Annotated in this window: 20 protein-coding genes and 1 riboswitch; of the genes, 10 read left to right on the forward strand and 10 right to left on the reverse strand. The window is 61.9% G+C overall.

The features are described from left to right. Positions 1–5 precede the first annotated feature (5 nt). The 4 genes from GRI58_RS03350 to GRI58_RS03365 form a co-directional block, all read right to left on the reverse strand. Entirely contained in the window at positions 6–494 is a 489-nt protein-coding gene (locus GRI58_RS03350) for an NUDIX hydrolase (protein ID WP_237452064.1), read from the reverse strand. Positions 495–498: 4 nt separating this feature from the next. Continuing rightward, complete coding sequence (locus GRI58_RS03355; protein ID WP_160752154.1) at positions 499–1119, reverse strand: 6-phosphogluconolactonase; 621 nt, start codon at positions 1117–1119, stop codon at positions 499–501. Positions 1120–1175: 56 nt separating this feature from the next. Beyond that, positions 1176–1637, reverse strand: a complete 462-nt coding sequence (locus GRI58_RS03360) for a Dps family protein (protein ID WP_160752155.1) — start codon at positions 1635–1637, stop codon at positions 1176–1178. A gap of 100 nt (positions 1638–1737) precedes the next feature. Next, the gene (locus GRI58_RS03365) at positions 1738–3246 is read right to left on the reverse strand and encodes a carboxylesterase/lipase family protein (protein ID WP_237452065.1); all 1509 of its coding nucleotides are present in this window, start codon (positions 3244–3246) and stop codon (positions 1738–1740) included. A gap of 112 nt (positions 3247–3358) precedes the next feature. On the opposite strand from GRI58_RS03365, the gene GRI58_RS03370 reads away from it, so the two are divergent. After that, on the forward strand, positions 3359–4141 hold the full coding sequence (locus tag GRI58_RS03370) for a COG4705 family protein (protein WP_160752156.1): 783 nt from the start codon (positions 3359–3361) through the stop codon (positions 4139–4141). Between the two features lie 2 nt (positions 4142–4143). On the opposite strand, the gene GRI58_RS03375 is transcribed toward GRI58_RS03370, so the two are convergent. The 5 genes from GRI58_RS03375 to moaA are packed head-to-tail and all read right to left on the reverse strand — an operon-like array spanning position 4144 to position 9083. Continuing rightward, positions 4144–4479: a cytochrome o ubiquinol oxidase subunit IV gene (locus tag GRI58_RS03375; RefSeq protein WP_160752157.1), complete on the reverse strand. Its 336-nt coding sequence runs from the start codon at positions 4477–4479 to the stop codon at positions 4144–4146. Then, on the reverse strand, positions 4476–5105 hold the full coding sequence (locus tag GRI58_RS03380) for a cytochrome c oxidase subunit 3 (RefSeq protein WP_160752158.1): 630 nt from the start codon (positions 5103–5105) through the stop codon (positions 4476–4478). Before GRI58_RS03380 ends, GRI58_RS03375 begins: the two co-directional genes overlap by 4 nt. Further along, positions 5102–7159 carry a cbb3-type cytochrome c oxidase subunit I gene (locus tag GRI58_RS03385; protein WP_160752159.1) on the reverse strand — a complete coding sequence of 686 codons (2058 nt, stop codon included), beginning with the start codon at positions 7157–7159 and terminating at the stop codon, positions 5102–5104. The genes GRI58_RS03380 and GRI58_RS03385 overlap by 4 nt, the downstream gene beginning before the upstream one ends. Continuing rightward, positions 7159–8076, reverse strand: a complete 918-nt coding sequence (locus tag GRI58_RS03390; protein WP_160752160.1) for a ubiquinol oxidase subunit II — start codon at positions 8074–8076, stop codon at positions 7159–7161. The genes GRI58_RS03385 and GRI58_RS03390 overlap by 1 nt, the downstream gene beginning before the upstream one ends. Then, on the reverse strand, positions 8073–9083 hold the full coding sequence (gene moaA / locus GRI58_RS03395; protein WP_160752161.1) for a GTP 3',8-cyclase MoaA: 1011 nt from the start codon (positions 9081–9083) through the stop codon (positions 8073–8075). The genes GRI58_RS03390 and moaA overlap by 4 nt, the downstream gene beginning before the upstream one ends. Before the next feature lie 106 nt (positions 9084–9189). Here moaA and fdhD point away from each other — a divergent pair, with 106 nt between their 5' ends. The 3 genes from fdhD to GRI58_RS03410 are packed head-to-tail and all read left to right on the forward strand — an operon-like array spanning position 9190 to position 12861. Further along, entirely contained in the window at positions 9190–9990 is an 801-nt protein-coding gene (gene fdhD, locus GRI58_RS03400) for a formate dehydrogenase accessory sulfurtransferase FdhD (RefSeq protein ID WP_237452066.1), read from the forward strand. Beyond that, on the forward strand, positions 9990–10547 hold the full coding sequence (gene mobA / locus GRI58_RS03405; RefSeq protein ID WP_160752163.1) for a molybdenum cofactor guanylyltransferase: 558 nt from the start codon (positions 9990–9992) through the stop codon (positions 10545–10547). The genes fdhD and mobA overlap by 1 nt, the downstream gene beginning before the upstream one ends. Positions 10548–10569: 22 nt before the next feature. Beyond that, a complete protein-coding gene (locus GRI58_RS03410) occupies positions 10570–12861 on the forward strand; it encodes an FdhF/YdeP family oxidoreductase (RefSeq protein WP_160752164.1) in 2292 nt (763 codons plus the stop codon). Between the two features lie 16 nt (positions 12862–12877). Here GRI58_RS03410 and GRI58_RS03415 read toward each other — a convergent pair whose 3' ends face one another. After that, positions 12878–14812 (reverse strand): glycoside hydrolase family 3 C-terminal domain-containing protein, encoded by a 1935-nt coding sequence (locus GRI58_RS03415; RefSeq protein WP_160752165.1) that lies wholly within the window; start codon positions 14810–14812, stop codon positions 12878–12880. A gap of 251 nt (positions 14813–15063) precedes the next feature. Here GRI58_RS03415 and GRI58_RS03420 point away from each other — a divergent pair, with 251 nt between their 5' ends. The 6 genes from GRI58_RS03420 to GRI58_RS03445 all read left to right on the forward strand — a co-directional run bounded on the left by GRI58_RS03420 (position 15064) and on the right by GRI58_RS03445 (position 21972). Continuing rightward, positions 15064–16035, forward strand: coding sequence for an ArsR/SmtB family transcription factor (locus tag GRI58_RS03420; protein ID WP_160752166.1), 972 nt, complete (start codon positions 15064–15066; stop codon positions 16033–16035). After that, a complete protein-coding gene (gene metF, locus GRI58_RS03425) occupies positions 16032–16958 on the forward strand; it encodes a methylenetetrahydrofolate reductase [NAD(P)H] (RefSeq protein ID WP_160752167.1) in 927 nt (308 codons plus the stop codon). The genes GRI58_RS03420 and metF overlap by 4 nt, the downstream gene beginning before the upstream one ends. Continuing rightward, positions 16958–18004, forward strand: a complete 1047-nt coding sequence (locus GRI58_RS03430; RefSeq protein WP_160752402.1) for a homocysteine S-methyltransferase family protein — start codon at positions 16958–16960, stop codon at positions 18002–18004. Before metF ends, GRI58_RS03430 begins: the two co-directional genes overlap by 1 nt. Positions 18005–18006: 2 nt before the next feature. After that, positions 18007–20640 (forward strand): methionine synthase, encoded by a 2634-nt coding sequence (gene metH / locus GRI58_RS03435; protein WP_160752168.1) that lies wholly within the window; start codon positions 18007–18009, stop codon positions 20638–20640. Beyond that, positions 20616–21563 (forward strand): TSUP family transporter, encoded by a 948-nt coding sequence (locus GRI58_RS03440; protein ID WP_160752169.1) that lies wholly within the window; start codon positions 20616–20618, stop codon positions 21561–21563. The genes metH and GRI58_RS03440 overlap by 25 nt, the downstream gene beginning before the upstream one ends. A gap of 73 nt (positions 21564–21636) precedes the next feature. Further along, positions 21637–21972 (forward strand): DUF2218 domain-containing protein, encoded by a 336-nt coding sequence (locus GRI58_RS03445; RefSeq protein WP_160752170.1) that lies wholly within the window; start codon positions 21637–21639, stop codon positions 21970–21972. 97 nt (positions 21973–22069) lie between these two features. Then, positions 22070–22168: riboswitch (glycine riboswitch) on the forward strand. Positions 22169–22312: the final 144 nt, after the last annotated feature.

Below are 22312 nucleotides of genomic sequence, written 5' to 3' on the forward strand. Positions count from 1 at the left end.
GAAATCTAGCTCGCAGGATCGAGGCGCGCTTCGTTGCGAGCGCTCCACAGCGCCAGCCTCGCATCGGCCCGAGGGCTCAATGGGTGTGGCAGGGAGTGCGTCGGGAAGAAGCGTGCTTCGAGCAGTTCGTGGCCGTTGGGCCGGGGCGCATCGGTTGTCACACAGGCGACGATATGAGAGGTGTGGGCGCAGCCCGACATCGTCTCCTCGATCGTGCCGATCATGCGCAAGGCGCTCGCGCGGCAACCCACTTCCTCCATCAATTCGCGCGCAGCTGTGGCGAGATAATCCTCTCCGCGATGGGGGCCGCCGGCCGGGAAAGTCCATTCGTCGGGGCCGTAGCTGTGCCGCACCAGCAGCAGTCGCCCGTCGAGATCGCGCGCGATCATCGTCACGCCGACAATCGGCTTGCCCCGAAATTTGCGCCAGCGATGGCGCAGCTGATGGGCGAGGCGATAGGCGACGCGGAGCAGCGGAGTAGGCAACCAAGACATCAAGCTAGGCGAAACAGGTGACGGGTTGGCGGGCGGCGCCAAGCAGCCGGGCAACGGGAAGATCGCTCTCACCAGCGGCAGCGGCATCGAACACGGCGCGCTTGTCGTCGCCGCGAATGACGAACACGATCTCACCACTTGCCAGCAACGCAGGCAGCGTCAGGGAAATGCGGCCGAACGGCGCTTCGGGCGGCAGCGGATCGGGCGTCAGGCGGATAATCTGGCGCGCTTCGTCGATCCGCGGGTCCGTGTTCGGGAACAGCGAGGCGATATGCCCATCTTCGCCCATGCCGAGCCAAGCGAGATCGAAGCGGGGAACTTCCTCCATTTCCGACAGCGTCACCACCTCTGTCCCGACGCGCTCGAAGGCAGCGCGTAGCTTGCCCGTGTTGGAAGCCGGATGATCCTGCGGCACAAGCCGGTCGTCATTCGGCCACACCACCAGCCGCGCCCAGGGCAGGTCGTTGGTGAGCAATTTGGCGATGATCGGAAATGGTGTCGATCCGCCCGGCACGGTGATGGTCAGCGGCCCATCCGTTGCGCCGAAGAGCGTCGCGAGACGGGCGGCCAACCAATCGGCCACCACCCCGTCATTCGCTTTGCCTATGGTCTGCACAATCGACACGGGGCGCGCATAACACAAACGTTAATAAATCCTAGCGATTCGTTGTAAACAGACACTTATTTCCCGGTTTGTCGCAGAAACCAGATACGTTCTTCGCATGAGTCGATCCATTCATCGACCAGCGCGCTAGTAGCGTAGTCGTCAGCCTGTTCGGATGCGTCCTTGAGCTCGACCAGCCTCTTGTGCAGCACTTCGTTATCGGCCTTCAATTCCTTGACCATCGCATCAGGCCCGACACTGCTGGAATCCTGATCCTTGATGCGCGAGTGCTTGGCGATCGACCCGATCGATGTCAGCGTGTCGCCATCGTTCTTGCGCGCGCGTTCGGCAATGATATCGACAGTTCCGAACAATTGCTGCGCCTGCTCGTCGAACATCAGATGCAGATCGCGAAAGCGCGGGCCTGACACGTGCCAATGGAAATTCTTGGTCTTTAGATACAGCGCATATGTATCGGCGAGGGTGCCGTTGAGCGCTTCAATCAGTGCGGTTTTCGAATTGTCTCCGGTATTGGCCATGAATGCCTCCTGTCTTTTCATTCAACTACAATACGCGCCTTCCCTCGTTCGGTTGCACCGATTGTTTTGATGATTTTGATCGCTCTACTCGATTGTATTGCTATTGGGTGGCGCGCCTCTCCGTAAAATCGAGCCGCGCGATCAGCGGATCGGTCTCGTGCCGCGCGCCGTTGGCATCGATCATCTGCACGCTTGTGTCGGTCGCCGTCGCTTTGGGCCATGCCGGCACCTCACCGCCGCAATCGGGCGATCCGCATTTGGCGAAATTGACCCAATAGCGATGGGTGAGCGTCGCCACCGGCGCTTCCGCCGGGATCATCGGTACAGCCCGTGCCGCTACCGTATCGAATACATAGGGGATCTCGCTGGCATGGGGCGCGCCGCCCACGCGCTCAGCCCAGTCCCCCGGCATCTGGTAAGCAAAGCGGTAAAGATAGACCGGCTGGTGCGGTGCCAGCGCGCGGGCAATGGCGCGCGCGGGTTCGATCATCGCCGCATCGGCACTGGCATCGGTCGCCACCTGGAAGCCGGGCTTGTCGCCATTCGGATCATAGAGCTTCATCGCTTCGGCCTTGTCCTGTCCGAAGCCGTCGAACACCTTCGTCTTGTCGTCGGTGCCCGGAAAGCCGTCGGCCGAATTGGTCCCGATCATCACCGGCACACGGGCGTAAAGCCCTGCCTCGGCACTGTCGACCGATTGGCCCAGCACCGTCTTCCCGTCCACCATCGGACCCGAATAATCAGGCTGGTTCATTTTCGAGAGCGACAGGTCGCCGGTGATCCGCTTGGCCGGGATCGCCCGCAGCTGCGCCGCATTGTCGCCGGGGGCAAAACGATCGGCTGCCTTGGCTCCCTCGGCCATGGTCGGGATCGGCACAACCCGGTCCCGCCCGCCGCCCGATTCGATGATCGCCTTGCCGAACAACCCACGCGCGAGCGGGCTTTGCAGCAATGTATTCACCGACATTCCACCAGCGCTCTCTCCAAACACGGTCACATTGCTAGCGTCGCCCCCGAAAGCCGCGATGTTCTTTTGCACCCATTTCAGCGCGGAGATCTGGTCCATGAAGCCGAAATTGCCACCGAACCCCTCCTTCTCCAGACCCGGATGCGCGAAGAAGCCGAACCGCCCGAGGCGATAGTTGAAGCTGACGAAAACGATGCCGTCGCGGGCGAAATTCTTGCCCGAATAGACCGCTGGCGAGGTGCCGCCGTTGACAAAGCCGCCGCCGTAGATCCACACCATCACCGGCAGTTTGGCGCTCGGCTGTGTCCCCTTGGGTTGCCAGACATTGAGGTACAGACAATCTTCCTGCGGCGTCGTGCGGATCGGCGCAGCGTCGGGCGGGAACGGTGCCTGCGAGCAATCAGGTCCATATCGCGTAGCCGCTTTTACGCCGGTCCAGTGCGGAGCCGGTTGTGGTGCGCGCCAACGGTTGGGACCGATCGGCTTGGCGGCATAGGGAATGCCCCTGAAGGCCGTGCTGGGACCGTCGGATGCCCCTTGCAGCGCACCCTGGTCGATAGTTACCCGCTGCGCGATGGCAGGCGCCGCGAGCACCATCGTCGCGCTCATTGCCAGTGCCGGTTTCCACATTCCTTTCGACATTGTCACGGACCCTTCATTTTCATTTTGACCACAGACGCCTAGAACGCCGTTTGCACATCGTCGATATACGATCGGTCAAAGCAGAGACAGAAAAAGGAACCCAAGACGCGCTATGGACACCTCAGCCAGAGGCTCTGCCAGCACCGCAGAAGCGGTGTTCTCCAAGGTTCCTGCGGTCACGCTGGGGTTCTGGATCATCAAGATTCTTGCCACAACTCTGGGCGAGACCGGCGGCGACACGCTCAGCATGACGTTGGGTTGGGGCTATTTGCTGGCGACCTTCCTGTTCGCTGCAATCCTCGTGGCGATGGTGTGGTGGCAGATTGCCGCCCAGCGCTTCCATCCGTTTCTCTATTGGGCGACGATCGTGGCCTCGACCACGGCGGGGACGACAATGGCCGATTTCGCCGACCGCTCGCTCGGCATCGGCTATACTGGCGGGTCGAGCCTCCTTCTGGCGCTGGTGCTGTTGTCGCTATGGGCGTGGCATCGCACGCTCGGCTACGTCGACGTCAACCGCGTGACGACGCCGAGGGCGGAGATGTTCTACTGGATCACCATCACTTTCTCGCAAACGCTGGGCACTGCACTGGGAGACTGGCTCGCCGATAGCGGCGGGCTCGGCTATATCGGCGCAGCAGCGGTATTCGGCGGCGCGCTGGTGGTTTGTGCCGGGCTATACCTGTTCACGCGATGCAGCCGGGTCGGCTTGTTCTGGGCAGCTTTCATCCTGACACGGCCATTGGGCGCGGCCGTCGGCGATTTCCTCGACAAACCGGTCGCGCAAGGCGGACTCGATTTCAGCCGTCCACTGGCAAGCGCGGTACTTGCCGCCGCAATCGTTGCGCTGGTGCTGATCCTGCCGCAGCGTGCCGGGCAGCATCCGGGAAGCTGAGCTCAGCCCATTCGCATATACTGGTTAAACAGTATCCAGATGGTGCCTGCCACCATCAGCAATACGATCAACCCGGTGAACAGCACCAGTTGCAAATCGTCGCGATGCGATCGGTCGAGATCGATATGCAGGAAATAGCGGAAGTGCCAGCCGACCTGAAGCAGAGCCAGCCCGCCTAGTCCGAACAAGAGCACGCTGCGTCCCCAAGGCTGAAATATAGCGAGCGCGAAGGCGATTAATGTCAGCACCACCGCGCCGCCCAGCCCGATCACGGAATCGCGCAATTCCCGAGTGCGGCTTTCGTCTTCGCTCTGGGGAAGATCGCGATCGTTGCTCATGTGCTTGCTCCGAACAGGAAGACGAAGGTGACGATGGCGACCCAGACCACGTCGAGCATATGCCAGAACAGCGCGAGCCGCATAATCCGCAGCCGCACCAGATCCTTGAGCCTTGGCACTTTCATCTGCGGCCAGATCATCGCCATCCACACGATCGCCGAGGCGACGTGGAGCATATGCGTACCCAGCAGCGCGTAATGCGCCGACAGGAAGCCGCTGACCTGCGGGATCTGCCCCTTGCCCGCCAGCGTGATGAAATCCTTGATCTCCATACCGATGAAGGCAGCGCCGAGCAGCGCGGTGACGATCAGCCAACGTTTCAGCGCGCGCTGGTTATCATCGTATTTGAGCGCGATCGAGGCTAGCGCAAAAGTGAAGCTGGAGGCGAGCAAAAGCGCGGTCTCGATCCCGGCGCTGGTGAGATCGGTGATCTGTTTGGGCGTCGGGCCACCGGCCATACCGTGGACGCTCATCGCGCCATAGGTCGCAAGCAGGAGCGTGAAGAGCACCAGATCGCTCATCAGGAAGACCCAGAAGCCGAACATCACCGGTTCTGCCTCGAGATGCGCCTTGGGATCGGTCTGTGCGATATTAATCCCGGGGTGGAGCTTTTTCTCGGTGCTCATCGGATGGGATCCGCCAGCCCGAGGTTGACAGGTTCGCTTTCGGCAAAGCGATCTACGGGCTTGGCAGCGCGCGCCTTCTCCAGCCACTCCTCGGTATGTTTGCGCACCAGTTCGGCAGGAAATTCCTTCATCGGTTCTCCCTGCCAGCTACGCCAGACGACCAGCGCCCACATAGCCACCAGCATCACCACCGCCAGCCACCAAATGTACCAGGTCAGCGCGAAGGCGCACAGGCCCCCCGCCACCCCGATCATCACCGGAATGCCGGTGTTGGCGGGCAGGCAGATATCCTCGTAATTCTCCGGTTGGGCGACATAAGGCTGGCCGTTGCGCTTCATCGCGGTGAACGCCTCGGTCCCGTCCACCTGCGGGATACGGGCGAAATTCCATTCGGGTGGCGGTGCGGAGGACCACCATTCGAGGCTGTGACCATCCCACGGATCGCCGACCGGCACCCTCATCTGCTCACGGCGGCGGATCGAGACGAACAACTGCACACCCAGCGCAGCAAGTCCGCACAGGATCATCCCAGCTCCGCCCAGGGCAATCATGAGGTAAGGTGTATAATGCGGATCGGTGAACATCGAGGTTCGCCGCATCGCCCCCATCAGGCCCAGCGCATAAAGCGGCATGAAGGCCAGCAGGAACCCAGCCGACCACAGGAACCATGAAATCGTCCCCCATCGCTCGTCGAGCCGGAAGCCGAACACCTTGGGAAACCAGTACATATAACCTGCAATCATTGCGAACAGCGTGCCCGGAATCAGCATGTTATGGAAATGGGCGACGAGAAACAGTGAGTTGTGCACCGCGAAATCGACGGGCGCATTGGCCAGCAGAACGCCGGTCAGCCCGCCGACCACGAAGCAGAACAGGAAGGTGATCGAAAACAGTAGTGGCGGCGTGAACCGGATACGCCCGCGATACATCGTCAACAGCCAGTCATAGACCTTCACGCCGGTCGGAATGCCGATCAGCATGGTGGCGATGCCGAAAACCGCGTTGACGTTGGCCGATTGCCCCATGGTGAAGAAGTGGTGCAACCAGACCGTAAAACTCAGCACCGCGATCGAGATCGTCGCCACTACCAGCGAGGTGTAGCCATAGAGCTTCTTGCCCGAGAACGTGCTGATCACTTCAGACCATACGCCGAACGCGGGCAGGATCAGGATGTAGACCTCGGGGTGCCCGAACAGCCAGAACAGATTGGCGTAGAGCATCATGTTGCCGCCCGCGCCATTGGTGAAGAAATGAAAGCCGGCATAGCGGTCCAGCGCCAGCATTGCAGTCGCCACGGTCAGCGGCGGGAGCGCGAAGATCATCAGGATACTGGTCGATAACGCGGTCCAGCAGAACAGCGGCATCCGCATCAGATGCATCCCTGGCGCGCGTTCCTTGTAGAGCGTAACGGCGAAATTGATGCCCGTCAGCGTGGTCCCGATGCCGGTCAGCGTCAGCGCCCAGATCCAGTAATTGACCCCCTCCCCCGGCGAGAAAGCCAGCTCGGTAAACGGAGGATAGCCGCTCCACCCGCCGGTCGAGAACTTGCCTACCACCAGGCTGGCGTTGACCAGCATCGCACCGGCCGCCGTCAACCACAGCGAGGCGGCGTTGAGGAAGGGAAAGGTGAGGTCGCGCGCGCCGATCTGGAGCGGCATCACGAAATTGATGAGGCCCGAAATGAACGGCATGACGACGAAGAAGATCATGATCGTGCCATGGGTCGAAAACAGCTCGCCGAAATGGTCCGCCCCGATCACCGGCGATCCGACATTGGCCATCGCCTGCTGGGTGCGCATCAGTCCCGCCTCGATCAGCGCGCGCACCAGCATCGCGGCGGCGAGCACGCAATACATCACCCCGATCTTCTTGTGATCGAGCGAGGTCAGCCACTCCTTCCAGATCCATGTCCAGCGCTTCGTCACTGTCAGGATCACCGCCACTGCAATCGGCGCAAGGATTACGAGCGATGCCGCAAACGTCGCGATCAAATCCTTCTTCGGCGGAAAATCGCTCCACTGCAGCGTACCGAACAACCAATAGGTCCAGTCCATCAGTGCGCCTCTGTCGCTTTGTTGGCGGAAACCGCAGATGGTGGCGGGAGCGCGCCGAGAGTATCGCCCGGCACATGATATTTGGCGATGATCCGCTGGAATAGCTGCGATGCGGGGGAACTAAACTGCATCGGCTGGTCCGGCTTGGACGGTTTCACGAGCGCATCGTATCGCGCCGCATCAAGCGCGGGCGCACCGCGCGCATGGGCAAGCCAAGTGGAAAACTGCACAGGGCTGACCGCGCTGTAAGTAAAGTGCTGCTGGTCGAATCCGGTGCCGGTATATTGCGTGTTCATGCCGCGATAATCGCCCTCATGATCGGTGAGGAGGTGGAGCTGCGTAGTCATCCCGGCCATAGCGTAGATCTGCCCTCCCAGCCGCGGCACTATAATACTGGCCATTGGACCATCGGCTGTGATGGACAAGGCAACCTCGCGCCCGGCAGGCACAACCAGTTGTCCGACACTGGCAACGCCTTGCTTGGGATAGATAAACAGCCATTTCCAGTCGAGCGCGACCGCCTGCACCTCAATCGGCGGAGGGCCAGCGGTTGCGATGGGCCGATAAGGATCAGCCTTGTTGGCGGAATGCCACAGCGTTACGCCCAGCACCGCGACGATGATCACCGGTATACCCCAGATCAGAATCTCCATGATCCAGCTGAAATCCCAGTCCGGCCGAAACGGCCCCCTGCCGCCGCGCAGGCGATAGCGCCACAGCACCCAGGGCAGCCCGATAAACAGAGGCAGGATCACCAGCGCGACCAGCACAGTAACGATCAGGAATTGTTCGCGTTGCAGTTCAGCAGCAGGCCCTGCCGCTGCAAACAGTCCTTGCGCAGGCCATTGCGCGCACCCTGAAAGCAGGAACACACTTGCCGCGCCCAGCACTCGTTTTGCCCCCGCTGCGCAACTCATCCGCCAGTCACGCTCATGTGCCTGACAACCGCAGGCTCTGCCTTGTCGATATCGAATTCGTGCCGCTCGGGCTTGCTCGCGATCAGCCGATCGAGCGCATTGTTGAGAGCATCGCCGTCACCGGCGCGCAGCAGGTCACGCAGCTCGATCTTCTGGTCGTGACCGAGGCACCCGTAGATCGTCCCAGTCGCGGTGATCCGCACGCGATTGCAACTGCTGCAGAAATTGGCGCTGAGCGGGGTGATGAAACCCACCCTCGTGTCAGTCTCCGAAACCTCGCAATAACGCGCCGGGCCGCCGGTGCGGTGGAGCGAGGGCGTCAGCGTGAACTCGCGCTCCAGCACATCGCGCGCCGCGGCGAGCGGGAGATAGGTCTCGGAGCGCTCGCCCTCGACCTCGCCCAGCGGCATGGTCTCGATCAGCGAGAGATCGCAGCCCCGCTCGCCCGCCCAAGCCAGCATGGAGGCAAATTCGTGGTCGTTGATGCCCTTCATCGCGACCATGTTGATCTTGACGTGCATCCCGGCGGCGCGCGCCGCATCGATGCCCGCGAAGACCTCCTCGATCTTGCCGCCGCGGGTTATCTGGGTAAACCGTTGCGCATCGAGCGTATCGAGGCTGACGTTGATCCGGCGCATTCCGGCAGCATGAAGCTCTGCCGCCATTCCCGGTAGGCGCGTTCCGTTGGTGGTGAGCGTCAGTTCTTTAAGCCCGGCCTCGCGCAGCGCCCCTAGTTGGTGCGCCAGTTCAAGCACCCCGCGCCGTACCAGCGGTTCGCCACCGGTCAGGCGAATGCGCCGCACCCCGCGCGCGATCAGCAGACCACCCAGCTCCGCCAGCTCCTCGATCGTGAGCAATTCGCGTTTGGGCAGAAACTCCATGTGTTCCGCCATGCAATAATGGCAGCGCAGATTGCAGCGGTCCGTGATCGACAGCCGGACATAGTCGATCCGACGACCGAAACTGTCAGTCATAGGTTTGTCGGAAGGGCGGATGGCGGCGTCCATTGCGTCAGGGGCTAAACCTGCGTCGGCTTCATCGCAAGCCAATCGGTTCGTTTGGCAGCTTGCACCATTTGCTCCGGAGCGCGTTACTGGCATGAAGGATGAAGTCATGAATTTACCGTCTCGCAACGACCTTCCCGTTCTTTCGTTCCGCAATGCACGGACCGAGCGTACGGATCGGCGTTTTGCCGAGGAAATGCCAGTTGCGTTTGAATACAATGGTTTCGGTTATGCAGTAATGATGGCTACGCCCCGAGCGCTGGCAGATTTCGCACTCGGCTTCTCGCTATCCGAAGGATTGATCGAGACTGCGGACGAGCTTCAGGCCTGCACCGAAGCGGAGGTCGATGGCGGACGCATCTTGCGCCTTTCCATCCCCGAAGAGCGCATGGCCCCCTTGCGCGAGAGGGTCCGGCTTCGTCTCACCGAGGGAAGTTGTGGGCTCTGCGGCCTGCAATCGATCGAGAAAGTCTTGCGTCCGCTCCCTCGGCTGATTGCAAAGCCCCAGATCAACGCCGACGGGCTGGAAGCGGCGCTGGGCTCCTTATCGGCGCACCAGCCGCTCGGGCGGGCAACCGGGGCAATGCACGCCGCCGCGTTCTGTGCCGCCGATGGCAGGATTGTCGCCGCACGCGAAGACGTCGGGCGGCACAATGCGCTCGACAAGCTGGTTGGCCATCTTGCGCACCAGAAAATCGATCCGGCGTCAGGCTTCATCCTGCTGAGCGCGCGCTGCAGCTACGAGCTGGTGGACAAGACAGTAAGGGCTGGCTGTCCGGCACTGGCGACGATCTCGGCGCCCAGCGATCTGGCGGTGACGCGTGCGCGCGAGGCTGGGCTGACCCTGCTGGCCCTGGCCCGTTCGGACAGCGCGCTGATCGCCAGCGATCCGCACGGGCTGTTCAGCTGATGCAAGTGCTTGGCGTGGTACTGGCAGGCGGAAAATCGCGCCGCTTCGGCAGCGACAAGGCGCTGGCCATGCTCGACGGACGCAGCCTGCTCGATCGCGCGCTCGAAAATCTCTCGCCGATGGTGGACGCGGTTGTTGTTGCCGGGCGAAAGGACGCAACGGCCACCACCGTTCCCGATCGCCCGCGTGCGGATATGGGGCCGCTCGGCGGGATTTGCGGGGCGATGGTCCATGCGCAAAGCGAAGGGTTCGACGCAATATTGACGGTACCGGTCGACGCGCTCCATCTGCCAAGCGATCTGCTGCAACGCCTCGCGCCCGGTCCAGCTTTTGCCGCCCAGCAGCCAGTGATCGCGCTGTGGCCGGTCACAACTTTGCCAGCGCTCGACGCTCTGCTTGCCAGCACTCGCAAACACTCGCTGCGCGCCTTTGCCGAGGCGGTCGCCGCCCGCGAAGTCGCGCTGCCGGGCGATCCTGCCAACATCAATACGCCCATGGACCTCGCAGAATTTCAATTGCGCGGAACGTCTGGCAATTCCAACGCATTACACGATTAGCATTTCTTCACGGAGAACACTCATGTCCAAGCGCCTCGCCAAGCCCAAGCAATACAAGCGCGCGAGCGGAGGATGGGGTTCGCTGGAAGGCATGAGCAAGATCGAGCTTTCGGCCAAGGCCCCGCCGGGCGCGATGGCGACGCTTGCGCAGATGAACAAGCCGGGCGGTTATATGTGCACCTCATGTGCATGGACGAGGCCTGAAGACCCGCACGCATTTGAATTCTGCGAAAACGGGGCGAAGGCGACATTCTGGGATCTCACCACCGCGCGCTGCACACCCGAATTCTTTACGCAGCACACGGTCAGCGAGCTGCGCGGCTGGGGCGATTATGCGCTGGAGAAGGAAGGCCGCCTGACCGAGCCGCTCAAATACAATCCCGTAACCGATAAATATGAACGCACCAGCTGGGAGCAGGCGTTCAACGAGATCGGCGCGGGACTGCGCAAGCTCGACCCCAAATCCGTCACCTTCTACGCCAGTGGCAAAGCCGCGCTCGAGCCGAGCTATCTCTACGCAGTGTTCGCGCGCGCCTATGGCCACAACAACCTGCCCGACAGTTCGAACATGTGCCACGAGACGACCTCGGTCGGGCTCAAGAAGGTGATCGGATCGCCGGTCGGTACCTGTCAGCTGGAAGATCTCGAGCATTGCGACGCGATCTTCTACATGGGGCAAAATCCCGGCACCAATTCACCGCGTATCCTCAAGAACCTGCAATCGGCGGCGCAACGCGGCTGCAAGATCATTGTTTTCAACCCGCTGCGCGAGAAGGGGCTGATCGAATTTGTCGATCCCCAAAGCCCGGTGCAGATGACCGTGGGCACGCCGACCAAGATCGATCACATGTATTGCCAGGTCCGCCCCGGCGGCGACATCGCCGCGTTGATGGGCGTATGCAAGCGCGTGGTCGAGCTGGACGAACTGGCCCAGAGCAAGGGCGAAGCGCGGGTGCTCGACCCGGACTTTATCGCCCAGCATACCCACGGCTTCGAAGCCTTCCTGGATAAGCTGCGCAGCACAGATTGGGACGCGATCGAGCACGAAAGCGGCCTGACCCGGGCAGAGATGGAAGCCGCCGGTGACGTCTATGCACAGTCCAAGGCGGTCATCGGGATTTACGGCATGGGCCTGACCCAGCACGTCCACGGTAGCCAGGGTATCGGGATGCTGGTCAATTTGCTGCTGCTCAACGGCAATATCGGGCGGCTGGGTGCGGGCTGCTCACCGATCCGTGGCCATTCCAACGTGCAAGGCCAGCGGACCGTCGGCATTACCGAGAAAGTCGCGCTCGCCCCGGTGGAGAAATATCGCGAGGTGCTCGGTCTCGAAACGCCGCAGCAGGACGGCCACACCACGGTCGAATTCCTCGAAGGGGTGATCGACGGATCGAACAAGGGCTACGTCGGTCTGGGCGGCAATCTCGCCAAGGCTGTGCCAGATCACGAACGCGTTCACGCCAAATGGGCGGATATGGAACTGACGGTCCATATCGCGACCAAGCTCAACACCACCCATTGCATACCCGGCAAGACGAGCTGGGTTCTGCCCTGCCTAGTCCGTGCAGAAACCGACGAGCAGGAGAGCGGAAACCAGTGGGTGTCGATCGAGGATAGCTTCAGCCATATTTTCGGCAGCCGCTCGGATCGCAAGACAGCAAGCCCCTATCTGAAGAGTGAAACCGCGATTATTTGCGGTATCGCCAAGGCCACCCTCGATGGCAGCAATCCCAAGCTCAAATGGGATGAATGGACGGCCGATTACGACCGCATCCGCCATCTGATCGCGCAGACTTACCCGGACGAATTCCACGACATGACCGCGCGGATGAACCAGGCTGGCGGGTTCTTTCGCGGCAACAGCGCGCGCGACCGGGTGTGGAAGACCGACAGCGGCAAGGCCGAATTCACCGATCCCAGCGTGCTCAACGCCTGCGGAATCGGCGATGCCGAGGGCCGCTATCACCTCGCAACCCTGCGCTCGAACGATCAGTTCAACACCACTGTTTACGGCCATGACGACCGCCTGCGCGGCCTCAAGGGCAGCCGGATGATCGTGATGATGCGGCCCGAGGATATGGCCGCCGAGCGCCTGCGCGAAGGCGACATAGTCTCGCTCGTCACCGACGTCAGCCGCGATGGCGAGCCCGAACGCCGGGTTTCTGGGCTGAAAGTAGTGCCTTACCAACTCCCGGCGAGGACGCTGGGCGGCTATTTCCCCGAACTCAATGCGCTGGTCCCGCTATGGTATCACGACAAGCTGTCGAAGACCCCGGCGAGCAAGGGTGTCCCGGTCAGGATCGTGCGCGACTAAGCGCTCTGTCAGGCAGTCACGCCCGGTCCATGGTTCCGGTTGCACGCACGCGCCCGCGAACCGGACGGCCCAACATGATCGAACGGGCATAGCTTTCGTCGATATCCACTTCTCGGCTGAGAACACGCTGTGCGCTCTTGCCGATGGCAATCCGATGCAGACCACTTTCTACTCGATAGCGCCCATCCGCCCCTAGTAAGCCGAGTTCCTTCATACCGAGCTCGAAACGCACCGTTTGCGCTTCGCCTGGGTCAAGGTTGACGCGCTCGAACGCCGCAAGCCTGATGTCCTTCGAGACGGCAGCGCCAGCATAAAGCTGGACTGTCTCGACCAGAGCGAACTCGCCAGGGTTATGCACGCGGATTTCCGCAGTTACTGCACTGTCGCAGTAATCCAGAGTGAAGTTCGAAAACACCGTTTCGGAATACCCCAGGCCGTGGCCGAAGGGGAAGCTTGCGGCCTCAATCTCGCTGGCGATTGCAACAGGTAGACGTCCACTGGGTGAAAATTCGCCGCTCAACAGTTCGGCGAGCGCGATCGGGCAATCCAGCGCCGACCGCCAGACGAATACGATGCTCGAGAATGCTTCGGCCGCCACACCCAGATCGACCGGATGCTCGCTCGCAACGATGGCGACGATGGGTCGCCCGATGCTGCCCAGCGCCTTGATGAGCGAAAGCACAGGTTCTGTCGGGCGTGGCAGGCGTCCATCCGAATGGCTGAACATGGACTCGTCAAGCGCCATCAGTACCACGTCGGAGCGGCGTGCCGCGTCGCAGGACAGCGCGATCGCAAACGGATCATGCTCACCCATGTCATGATAGGTTTCACCCTCTCCGCGCAGCGCCAGACCCGGCACAGATCTGGTGCTGATGCCGAAGGTTTCCAGCCCCTCACGACAGCCATCGGCGATGCCCCCGGGCCCGCCGACGACCAGAATACGCTGCAAGTCCTGGCTGAGCGGGAGGATCGCACCGCGATTGCGCAACAGCACCATGGCTCGACGGGCGAGATTGTCTTCCGCCTGCCTGAACCCGCCGACAGCTGACTCATTGCCATCTGCGCCATTTTCACCCGTGAGGCCAGCATAAGGATCGCGAAACAAGCCGAGCGCGCACTTGACCGAGAGCACACCACGTGCGGCATCCTCCACTTCGCCTTCGTTCAATCGTCCCTGGGCAATCGCCGTCTCGGCGGCGTCAACAGTCCATTCAAGCGGTCCGCCCGTAGCCTCGAGAATATTGCGGCACCGGCCAAGCGCGATACCCGCAAAGCGCGCCAATGCAGGAGGTTGTGGTTGCAGGCTTGCGAGGCAATCCTCGCGGATCGCTGCGAACAGCGGTTCAAGTACGGCAGGATCGGTTTCACTTGCGCTATCGCCGCCGGCATGACGGCATTGTAGCCCGGCAAGCACATTGGGCTCACCACTGTGCGAATAGCTGCCGACACCGCGTACATATGCGGCAGACAATTCTGCCAATAGCACCGGCTCGGCGGCACAGATCGCCGCCTCGTCAGCCACAACTTTGCGATCGATTGCCACCTTCGGCCCGAGCAGCCAGCGCGACCCACTGGATAGCGCATCCCCCGCCGCTTCGTGCCCAAGCGCTTCGACAGTCTCGATGTCCCAGCTTGCGGCACGGCTCCAACCGGAGGGTTTTGGTGCACCTGCAGTTCTCACGCGCCCTGATGTCGCGAAAATGAGCGGAATTCCAAGTCGGGTTTCCTCTACCGCCCGGCGCTGAAAAGCCCGCGCGGTATCGCGATCGGGAATGTCGACGATACCGCCGATCCGCCCACTAGCCACCGCTTCGGCATATTCCTCATCTGGTCCGGACGGTGCGTCCACGAGAACGGCGAGCTGCCCGAGCTTCTCCTCCAGTGTCATATAGGACAGGATATCGGCGACGAAGCGTTCCTGCTCCGCATCGAGGGGGAACGGGCGCCTCACCTGTTCGACGCCCGACAATTGTACAAAAGATAATGGTTGCGCGCTGTCGACACTGCTCGCTCAATTCCTCGCTCGGCCGGCGCAGCGTCATCCTTTCGCTACGACCACAATTCCTTCCGCCAGCGGGCGGCTCGAGCGAAGCATCGAGTAAAATGGTAAATATTCTGTTTGCCATACTCGCGGCATTCCTATCGGGGGCGCGGCAGATGGTGGATTTACAGATATAAGAATATCTTTATATCTATCGAGGAATGCGCAGTGAAACCATCTTTAGGGCCCTTGCGGACAGCACGCGGCTAAGGATCATGCGGCTGATCGCGGCGATGGAGCTGGCGGTTGGCGAAGTTGCGCAGGTGTTGGGCCAGAGCCAGCCACGCGTATCGCGCCATATCAGCATATTGTGCGAAGCCGGACTGGCAGAACGTCGACGCGAAGGGAGCTGGACTTTCCTGCGTGCCGTCAGTGGTAAGCCGGGAAGTGATCCTGTCGAAGCAGCACTGGCACAGCTGTTGGCGCTTGCCGAACAGCACGATCCGGAGTTTGCCGCGACTTGCCAGGAAGACCGGCGCAAGCTCGCCGCGATCCGTTCCGCTCGTGAGGCCGAGGCGGAGGAATATTTCGCCGCACATGCCGAAGATTGGGACGAATTACGCCGCTTGCACAGTTCGGACGACCGGGTGGAAGAGGCATTGAGCAAAGCGTTGGCAGGGCATTCATTGGGCCGGGTGCTCGACATTGGCACTGGCACAGGCCGTATGGCAGAGTTGTTCGCCGCCCATGCTGAACACATTTTAGCGCTCGACAAAAGCCTCGCCATGCTCCGCGTGGCACGCGCCAAGCTCCAGCACCTGCCTACCAACCGCGTCGAATTGGTACAGGGCGATTTCGCACAGCTTCCCCTTGCCGCCGATAGCATCGACACGGTGTTGTTCCATCAGGTGCTGCATTTTGCACAAGACCCGGCCTCGGCGCTGCGTGAAGCAGCGCGGGTGACGCGCGATGGCGGGCGCATCGCCATCGTCGATTTCGCCGCCCACCAGCGCGAGGATTTGCGCGACCGCCATGCCCATGCGCGTCTCGGCTTCGAGGATGGGCCATTGGCCGAGATGTTGCGCGCAGCGGGCTTCGCTCCGGAGCCGCCAACCGCACTCGATGATGGAGAACTGGTGATCAAGATCTGGACTGGCGAGCGCCTCCCGGCAGCGCGAGAGGTGGTATTATGAGCACAGGTCTCGACCCGCAAAGCGAGGCGCAACGCGCGCTCGACGGTCCGCTGTTTTCCGGCCTGCCGGGGGATATCGAGGTGAGCTTCGAATTCTTCCCGCCCAAGACCGACAAGATGGGCGAGACCTTGTGGCGAAGCGTCGAGACGCTGGCTCCGCTCGCCCCCCGCTTTGCCTCCGTTACCTATGGGGCGGGAGGGTCAACTCGTGCGCGCACGCATGACCAGGTCGTACGCATTCAGAACGAAGCAGGCATTCCCGCCGCCGCCCATCTCACATGCGTTGAGGCAACGCGCGAAGAAGTCGACGAAGTTGCGCGCCATTACTGGGAAGCAGGCATTCGCCATATCGTCGCGCTGCGCGGCGATCCGCCCGACGGCGCGAGCCGCTATACCCCGCATCCGGGTGGCTATGCTAATGCCGCCGAGCTGATTGCAGGCCTGAAGAATGTCGCCGATTTCGAGATATCGGTCGCGGCCTATCCCGAATGCCATCCCGATTCGCCCGATGCCCAGGCCGACCTCGACAATCTGAAGCGCAAGTTCGATGCCGGGGCCACCCGCGCGATCACGCAGTTCTTTTTCGAGCCCGACTGCTTTTTCGCATTTCGCGATCGTGCCGCGGGCGCAGGCATTTCGGGTGAGATCGTCCCCGGCGTCATGCCTGTGATGAGCTTTGCGGCAGTCCAACGCATGGCGGGGCTGTGCGGCACTGCGATCCCCCCATGGATGGAAGGATTGTTCGAAGGGCTCGACGAACGCCCCGAGGCTCGCCAGCTCGTCTCTGCCACCATCGCTGCCGAACTGTGCCGCCGCCTCTATGCAGGGGGGGTGCGGCAATTCCACTTCTATACCCTCAACCGTGCCGAGCTGAGCTATGCGATCTGCCATTTGCTCGGCCTGCGCCCGAAGGAGCATGGATGATGTCCGTTCGCCAGAAATTCCTCGATTCTGCCGCCCAGCGGATCCTGATAACCGACGGTGCCTTCGGGACCGAGATCCAGAACCGCAAGCTGACCGAGACCGATTATGCTGGCTCGCTTGGGCTGTCGCACGACCAGAAGGGCAATAACGACATCCTTGCGTTGACCCGGCCCGACGTCCCCGAAGCCATTCACCGCGCCTATTTCGAGGCCGGCGCGGATATCGCTGAAACCAACACCTTTTCCGCCAATCGCATCAGCCAGGCCGATTATGGCGCGCAGCATCTGGTGCGTGAGATCAATGTCGAAAGCGCCCGGCTGGCGCGCAAGGTCGCGGATGAATTCGCCGCGAAGGATGGCCGCCCGCGCTTCGTCGCGGGCGCGGTCGGGCCGACCAATAAGACCTTGTCGCTATCGCCCGATGTCAACGATCCGGGCTTTCGCGAAATCGACTGGGATGTCCTCGTCGACGTCTATCGCGAACAGGCCGCCGCGCTGGTCGAGGGTGGTGCGGATTTCATCCTCGTCGAAACGATCTTCGATACGCTCAATTGCAAGGCCGCGATCATGGCGGTCAAACAGCTCGAACGCGAGCTGGGCCGCGACGTGCCGATCATGCTGTCGATGACGCTGACCGATCTTTCCGGGCGGAACCTGTCCGGTCATACTGTCGAAGCCTTCTGGTATGCGGTTCGCCACGCAAAGCCCCTGACCATCGGGCTCAACTGCTCTTTCGGCGCAACCCAGCTGCGCCCGCACGTCCGCGGACTGAGCGAAATCGCCGATAGCCTCATCATGGTCTACCCCAACGCAGGACTACCCAACGAGCTGGGCGAATATGACGAGCTACCGCCAACAACGGCCGAACTTGTGGCGGAATGGGCAAAGGCGGGTCAGGTCAACGTCTTGGGCGGATGCTGCGGATCGACGCCCGCGCATATCGCCGCCATCGCCAAGTCGGTGCAGGGGCTGGAACCACGCAAATTGCCCGAAACGCCTGCCGCGATGCGCCTTGCCGGGCTCGAACCCTTCATTCTGGCGGCCTGAGCATGACAGATAGTTCCACTGCCCGCCCGTCGGGCTCGCAATTCGTCAATATTGGCGAGCGCACCAATGTCACCGGCTCGGCCCGTTTCAAGAAGCTGATCATGGCGGACGATTACACCACCGCGGTCGAAGTCGCGCGCGATCAGGTCGAAAATGGTGCGCAGGTGATCGACGTCAACATGGACGAAGGGCTGCTCGACGCCGAGCACGCCATGACGACATTCCTGAAGCTGATTGCCGCCGAACCCGACATTGCGCGGGTGCCGGTAATGATCGACAGTTCCAAGTTCTCGGTGATCGAGGCAGGACTGAAGTGCGTATCCGGCAAGCCGATCGTCAATTCGATCAGCATGAAGGAAGGCGAGGAGGCGTTCCTCGACCATGCGCGCATCTGCATGGACTATGGCGCAGCCGTCGTGATCATGGCGTTCGACGAGACCGGTCAGGCCGACACCAAGCAGCGCAAGGTCGAAATCTGCAAGCGCGCGTATGGCTTGCTGACCGCTATCGGCTTTCCAGCGGAAGACATCATTTTCGATCCCAATATCTTCGCCGTGGCGACGGGGATCGAGGAGCACGACCGATATGGCCTCGACTTTCTCGAGGCGGTGGCCGAAATCAAGGCCGCCTGCCCGCATGCCAAGACCAGCGGCGGCCTCTCCAACCTCTCCTTCAGCTTTCGCGGCAACGATACCGTCCGCCGCGCGATGCATTCGGTGTTCCTCTATCACGCCATCCCCGCCGGGCTCGACATGGCGATCGTCAACGCGGGGCAGCTCGACGTTTACGACCAGATCGATCCTGTCCTGCGCGAGGCGTGCGAGGATGTGATCCTGATGCGGCGTGCCGACGCGACCGAGCGGCTGATCGAACTCGCCGAAAGCTACAAGGGCAAGGACGCCAAGGTCGAGAAGGAAGCCGCCGAATGGCGCGGCTGGCCGGTCGAGCGGCGGCTCGAACATGCGCTGGTCAAGGGCATCGATGCCCATGTCGTCGAGGATACGGAGGAAGCACGGCTCGCCAGGGCTGAAGGCGGGGGGCGCCCGATCGAGGTGATCGAAGGCCCGCTGATGGACGGTATGAACGTGGTCGGCGACCTGTTCGGCAGCGGCAAGATGTTCCTGCCCCAAGTGGTGAAGTCGGCGCGCGTGATGAAGAAAGCGGTCGCCCACCTCATCCCCTTCATCGAGGCGGAAAAAGAAGCCAGCGGGCTTGCCGACCAGTCCAAGGGCACCATCGTCATGGCGACGGTGAAGGGCGACGTCCACGATATCGGCAAGAACATCGTCGGCGTCGTGCTCCAGTGCAACGGCTATGAGGTGATCGACCTCGGCGTAATGGTGCCCTGGTCGGACATTCTCAAATCCGCCAATGACAACAAGGCCGACATGATCGGCTTGTCGGGCCTTATCACCCCCTCGCTCGACGAAATGGTGACCGTGGCCGAGGAAATGTCCCGCGCCGAAATGACTATGCCGCTGCTGATCGGAGGCGCCACCACCAGCAAGGTGCATACCGCGCTCAGGATCGATCCCGCCTATCCAGGCCCGGTAATCCACGTGCTCGATGCCAGCCGCGCGGTTGGCGTCGCCAGCCGCCTGTTATCGGACACCCAGCGTGACGGCATTGTCGAAGATACAGCCGCCGAATACGAAAAGGTGCGCGAGGCGCGCGCAGGCAAATCGCCGAGTGTCTTGCTGAGCCTGGAAGAGGCGCGAGCAAATTATTACGACGCCTTCCTTTCTGACAAGCCTGCTCCGCCCGCCCAGCCCGGCGTCCATGCCTTCGACGATTGGGATCTGGCGGATCTGCGCGATTATATCGACTGGACACCGTTCTTCCGCGCTTGGGAATTGCATGGCACCTACCCATCGATCCTCGATGACGACGTGGTCGGCGAAACAGCGCGAACGCTGAAGGCCGATGCCGATGCGATGCTCGACCAGATAAACGCCGAAAAGTGGCTGGTCGCAAAGGGCGTCGCGGGATTCTGGCCCTGCGCGCGCGACGGCGACGACGTTACGCTGCACCTCGACGATCGGAACGTCGTGCTCCCCTTCCTGCGCCAACAGGTCAAGAAAAGCCGTGATCGCGCGAACATGTGCCTGGCCGATTTCATCGATCCGGCGGGTGACTGGCTGGGCGGCTTCGCGGTCGGGATCCATGGGATCGAGCCGCATTCGGCGCGTTTCCGCGAGGCGAAGGACGATTATTCGGACATCCTGCTCAAATCGCTGGCGGACCGTTTCGCCGAGGCTTTCGCCGAGCGGCTCCACCAGCATGTCCGCACCGATCTGTGGGGCTATGCGCCGGGCGAACAGCTCGACAATGTCGCGCTGATCAAGGAGCAGTATCGCGGCATCCGCCCAGCGCCCGGCTATCCGGCTTGTCCCGATCACAGCCTCAAGCCGATCCTGTTCGACCTGCTCGATGTAGAGAGAAACGTTGGGCTGTCGTTGACCGAAAGCTTTGCCATGTGGCCCACAGCAGCGGTTAGCGGGTTCTATTTCGGCCATCCTGAAAGCCAGTATTTCGGTGTCGCACGGATCGGGCGTGACCAGCTGGAAGATTATGCGCATCGACGCGGAGTGGATCTGGCAACGGCGGAACGGTGGCTGCGCCCCAACCTCGACTGAGCGCGCTGCCGCCCGGCGCGATGGTACGCATGGGGGGATCGGTGCTGGCGCTTGCCTATTGCGTGATCTGCGCGCTGGCGCCATTCGATTTCCTCCTGCTCCATCGGCTGTGGTTCCTGCCCGGAATCGGCGTGGTCGGCGCGATCGTCGCCAACACATCGGGAACGGGCGGCGGGGTGGTATTCGTACCGGTGTTCAATGCCTTGCGCGAGCAAGGCGTCATGGCGCTCGATCCGCTGCGGATCACGGCGGTTTCGATGGGCATCCAGTGCTTTGGCATGAGCATGGGCGCGCTGCGCTGGACGGACCGGCTCTATCATCAACCAGCACCAGCTGCCGGTTCGAAAGACGCGCTAGTCGACCCGCGTGACTATTTCACCGCCGTGCTGTGCGTCCTTGCGCTTGCCCTGCCGACATTGCTGATCACCCAGCGCATCGGCATCTTCGATCGGCGCGATGTACTGATCGGCTACAAGACGTTCTCGATCATCTTCGGCCTCGCGCTGCTGGTGACGACATGGACCGTGAACCGCCAGCGCCCAGAGCGCGGCCAACTGGAGCGGATCGACCTGATCGCCTTGCTGCTGCTGGCGATCCCCGGCGGAGTGCTGACGGCCTATTTCTCAGTCGGACTGGGTGAGCTTGTCGCGCTCTATCTCTTTATCAGGCATTATCCGGTCTTGCTGTGCACCGGTGTCGCCTGCTGTCTTTCGGCAGTCAGCGTAATCGCGGGCTCGGTATGGCACATCGCCCATGGGACGATGCAGTGGGAAGTGGTGATGCTGGCCGCTCCGGGCGCGGTGCTCGGCGGTTTCCTTGCTCGCCCGATCGCGCTCTGGCTCGGCGCCAGGCGGTTGAAAACGCTTGATGGAAGCTGGATCGTCCTTGCAGCGCTGTATCTGATCTGGCTGAGCGCCCGCTGATTATTCATACGCATGGCACTTGCGGACTTTGCCCTGCCGCCCATTTATTGCAAATAATTATTAGGAGCAATATATGAACTATGCAAGCGAAGCCCGCGTGCCCACCGCCAATGGCGCGCGCTATGCGGCGCAGCTAGGCAAGCACTGGGCGCATAACCTCAAGGTCGAGGAAGACGGCGCAGTCCGTCGCATCACTTTTCCGCGCGATGCGCGCGGCGCCGACTGGCCTGGCGAAGGTGTCGCGACACTCGCTCCTTCGGATGAAGTCCTCACCTGCCGCATCGAAGCCAGTGCCCCGGAACAGCTTGAAGGTCTGAAGGGCGCCGTCCAGCGCCATATCGACCGCTTCGCATTTCGCGAGGCACCCCTGGCCTATGAATGGCACGACGAAGCGCCGGCAAGCGCGTAAATCCCCCGCAAATTGCACGCGGCGCGTCCATTTGAGATTGACGCTGGACGCGGTTTCGCGCACCGGAGCGTCGTCGGCAGCGGAAGCGATTCCGTCGCAGGCACGCGCGGGAGAGCCTGCGGGGGAGCGATCCCTTGCGGCGCCGAAGGAGCAACCGCCCCGGAAACTCTCAGGCAAACGGGACCGCGCGGGCTATCGACACTCTGGAAAGCGTGACCGCCTCGGCGGTCGCCACCGAAGGGGTAAACGCGGGTTCCGCCCGCGTCAGTCTCTCAGGTTTCCCGACAGAGGGGGCATGGGTCGAAACGCCTCGCACCGGGGCCGCAACCCATCTGCCGGG

The sequence above is a fragment of the Qipengyuania algicida genome (assembly GCF_009828025.1).
Classification (GTDB): Bacteria; Pseudomonadota; Alphaproteobacteria; order Sphingomonadales; family Sphingomonadaceae; genus Qipengyuania; species Qipengyuania algicida.

Excerpts from the sequence above, each read along its gene's own strand:
- metH (WP_160752168.1), top strand. The coding sequence starts at position 18,007 with ATGACAGATAGTTCCACTGCCCGCCCGTCGGGCTCGCAATTCGTCAAT.
- moaA (WP_160752161.1), bottom strand. The coding sequence starts at position 9,083 with ATGGACGCCGCCATCCGCCCTTCCGACAAACCTATGACTGACAGTTTC.
- mobA (WP_160752163.1), top strand. The coding sequence starts at position 9,990 with ATGCAAGTGCTTGGCGTGGTACTGGCAGGCGGAAAATCGCGCCGCTTC.
- GRI58_RS03445 (WP_160752170.1), top strand. The coding sequence starts at position 21,637 with ATGAACTATGCAAGCGAAGCCCGCGTGCCCACCGCCAATGGCGCGCGC.
- GRI58_RS03365 (WP_237452065.1), bottom strand. The coding sequence starts at position 3,246 with ATGTCGAAAGGAATGTGGAAACCGGCACTGGCAATGAGCGCGACGATG.
- GRI58_RS03390 (WP_160752160.1), bottom strand. The coding sequence starts at position 8,076 with ATGAGTTGCGCAGCGGGGGCAAAACGAGTGCTGGGCGCGGCAAGTGTG.
- GRI58_RS03430 (WP_160752402.1), top strand. The coding sequence starts at position 16,958 with ATGTCCGTTCGCCAGAAATTCCTCGATTCTGCCGCCCAGCGGATCCTG.
- metF (WP_160752167.1), top strand. The coding sequence starts at position 16,032 with ATGAGCACAGGTCTCGACCCGCAAAGCGAGGCGCAACGCGCGCTCGAC.
- GRI58_RS03350 (WP_237452064.1), bottom strand. The coding sequence starts at position 494 with ATGTCTTGGTTGCCTACTCCGCTGCTCCGCGTCGCCTATCGCCTCGCC.
- GRI58_RS03360 (WP_160752155.1), bottom strand. The coding sequence starts at position 1,637 with ATGGCCAATACCGGAGACAATTCGAAAACCGCACTGATTGAAGCGCTC.
- GRI58_RS03375 (WP_160752157.1), bottom strand. The coding sequence starts at position 4,479 with ATGAGCAACGATCGCGATCTTCCCCAGAGCGAAGACGAAAGCCGCACT.
- GRI58_RS03420 (WP_160752166.1), top strand. The coding sequence starts at position 15,064 with ATGCGCAGTGAAACCATCTTTAGGGCCCTTGCGGACAGCACGCGGCTA.
- GRI58_RS03410 (WP_160752164.1), top strand. The coding sequence starts at position 10,570 with ATGTCCAAGCGCCTCGCCAAGCCCAAGCAATACAAGCGCGCGAGCGGA.
- GRI58_RS03385 (WP_160752159.1), bottom strand. The coding sequence starts at position 7,159 with ATGGACTGGACCTATTGGTTGTTCGGTACGCTGCAGTGGAGCGATTTT.
- fdhD (WP_237452066.1), top strand. The coding sequence starts at position 9,190 with ATGAATTTACCGTCTCGCAACGACCTTCCCGTTCTTTCGTTCCGCAAT.
- GRI58_RS03370 (WP_160752156.1), top strand. The coding sequence starts at position 3,359 with ATGGACACCTCAGCCAGAGGCTCTGCCAGCACCGCAGAAGCGGTGTTC.
- GRI58_RS03380 (WP_160752158.1), bottom strand. The coding sequence starts at position 5,105 with ATGAGCACCGAGAAAAAGCTCCACCCCGGGATTAATATCGCACAGACC.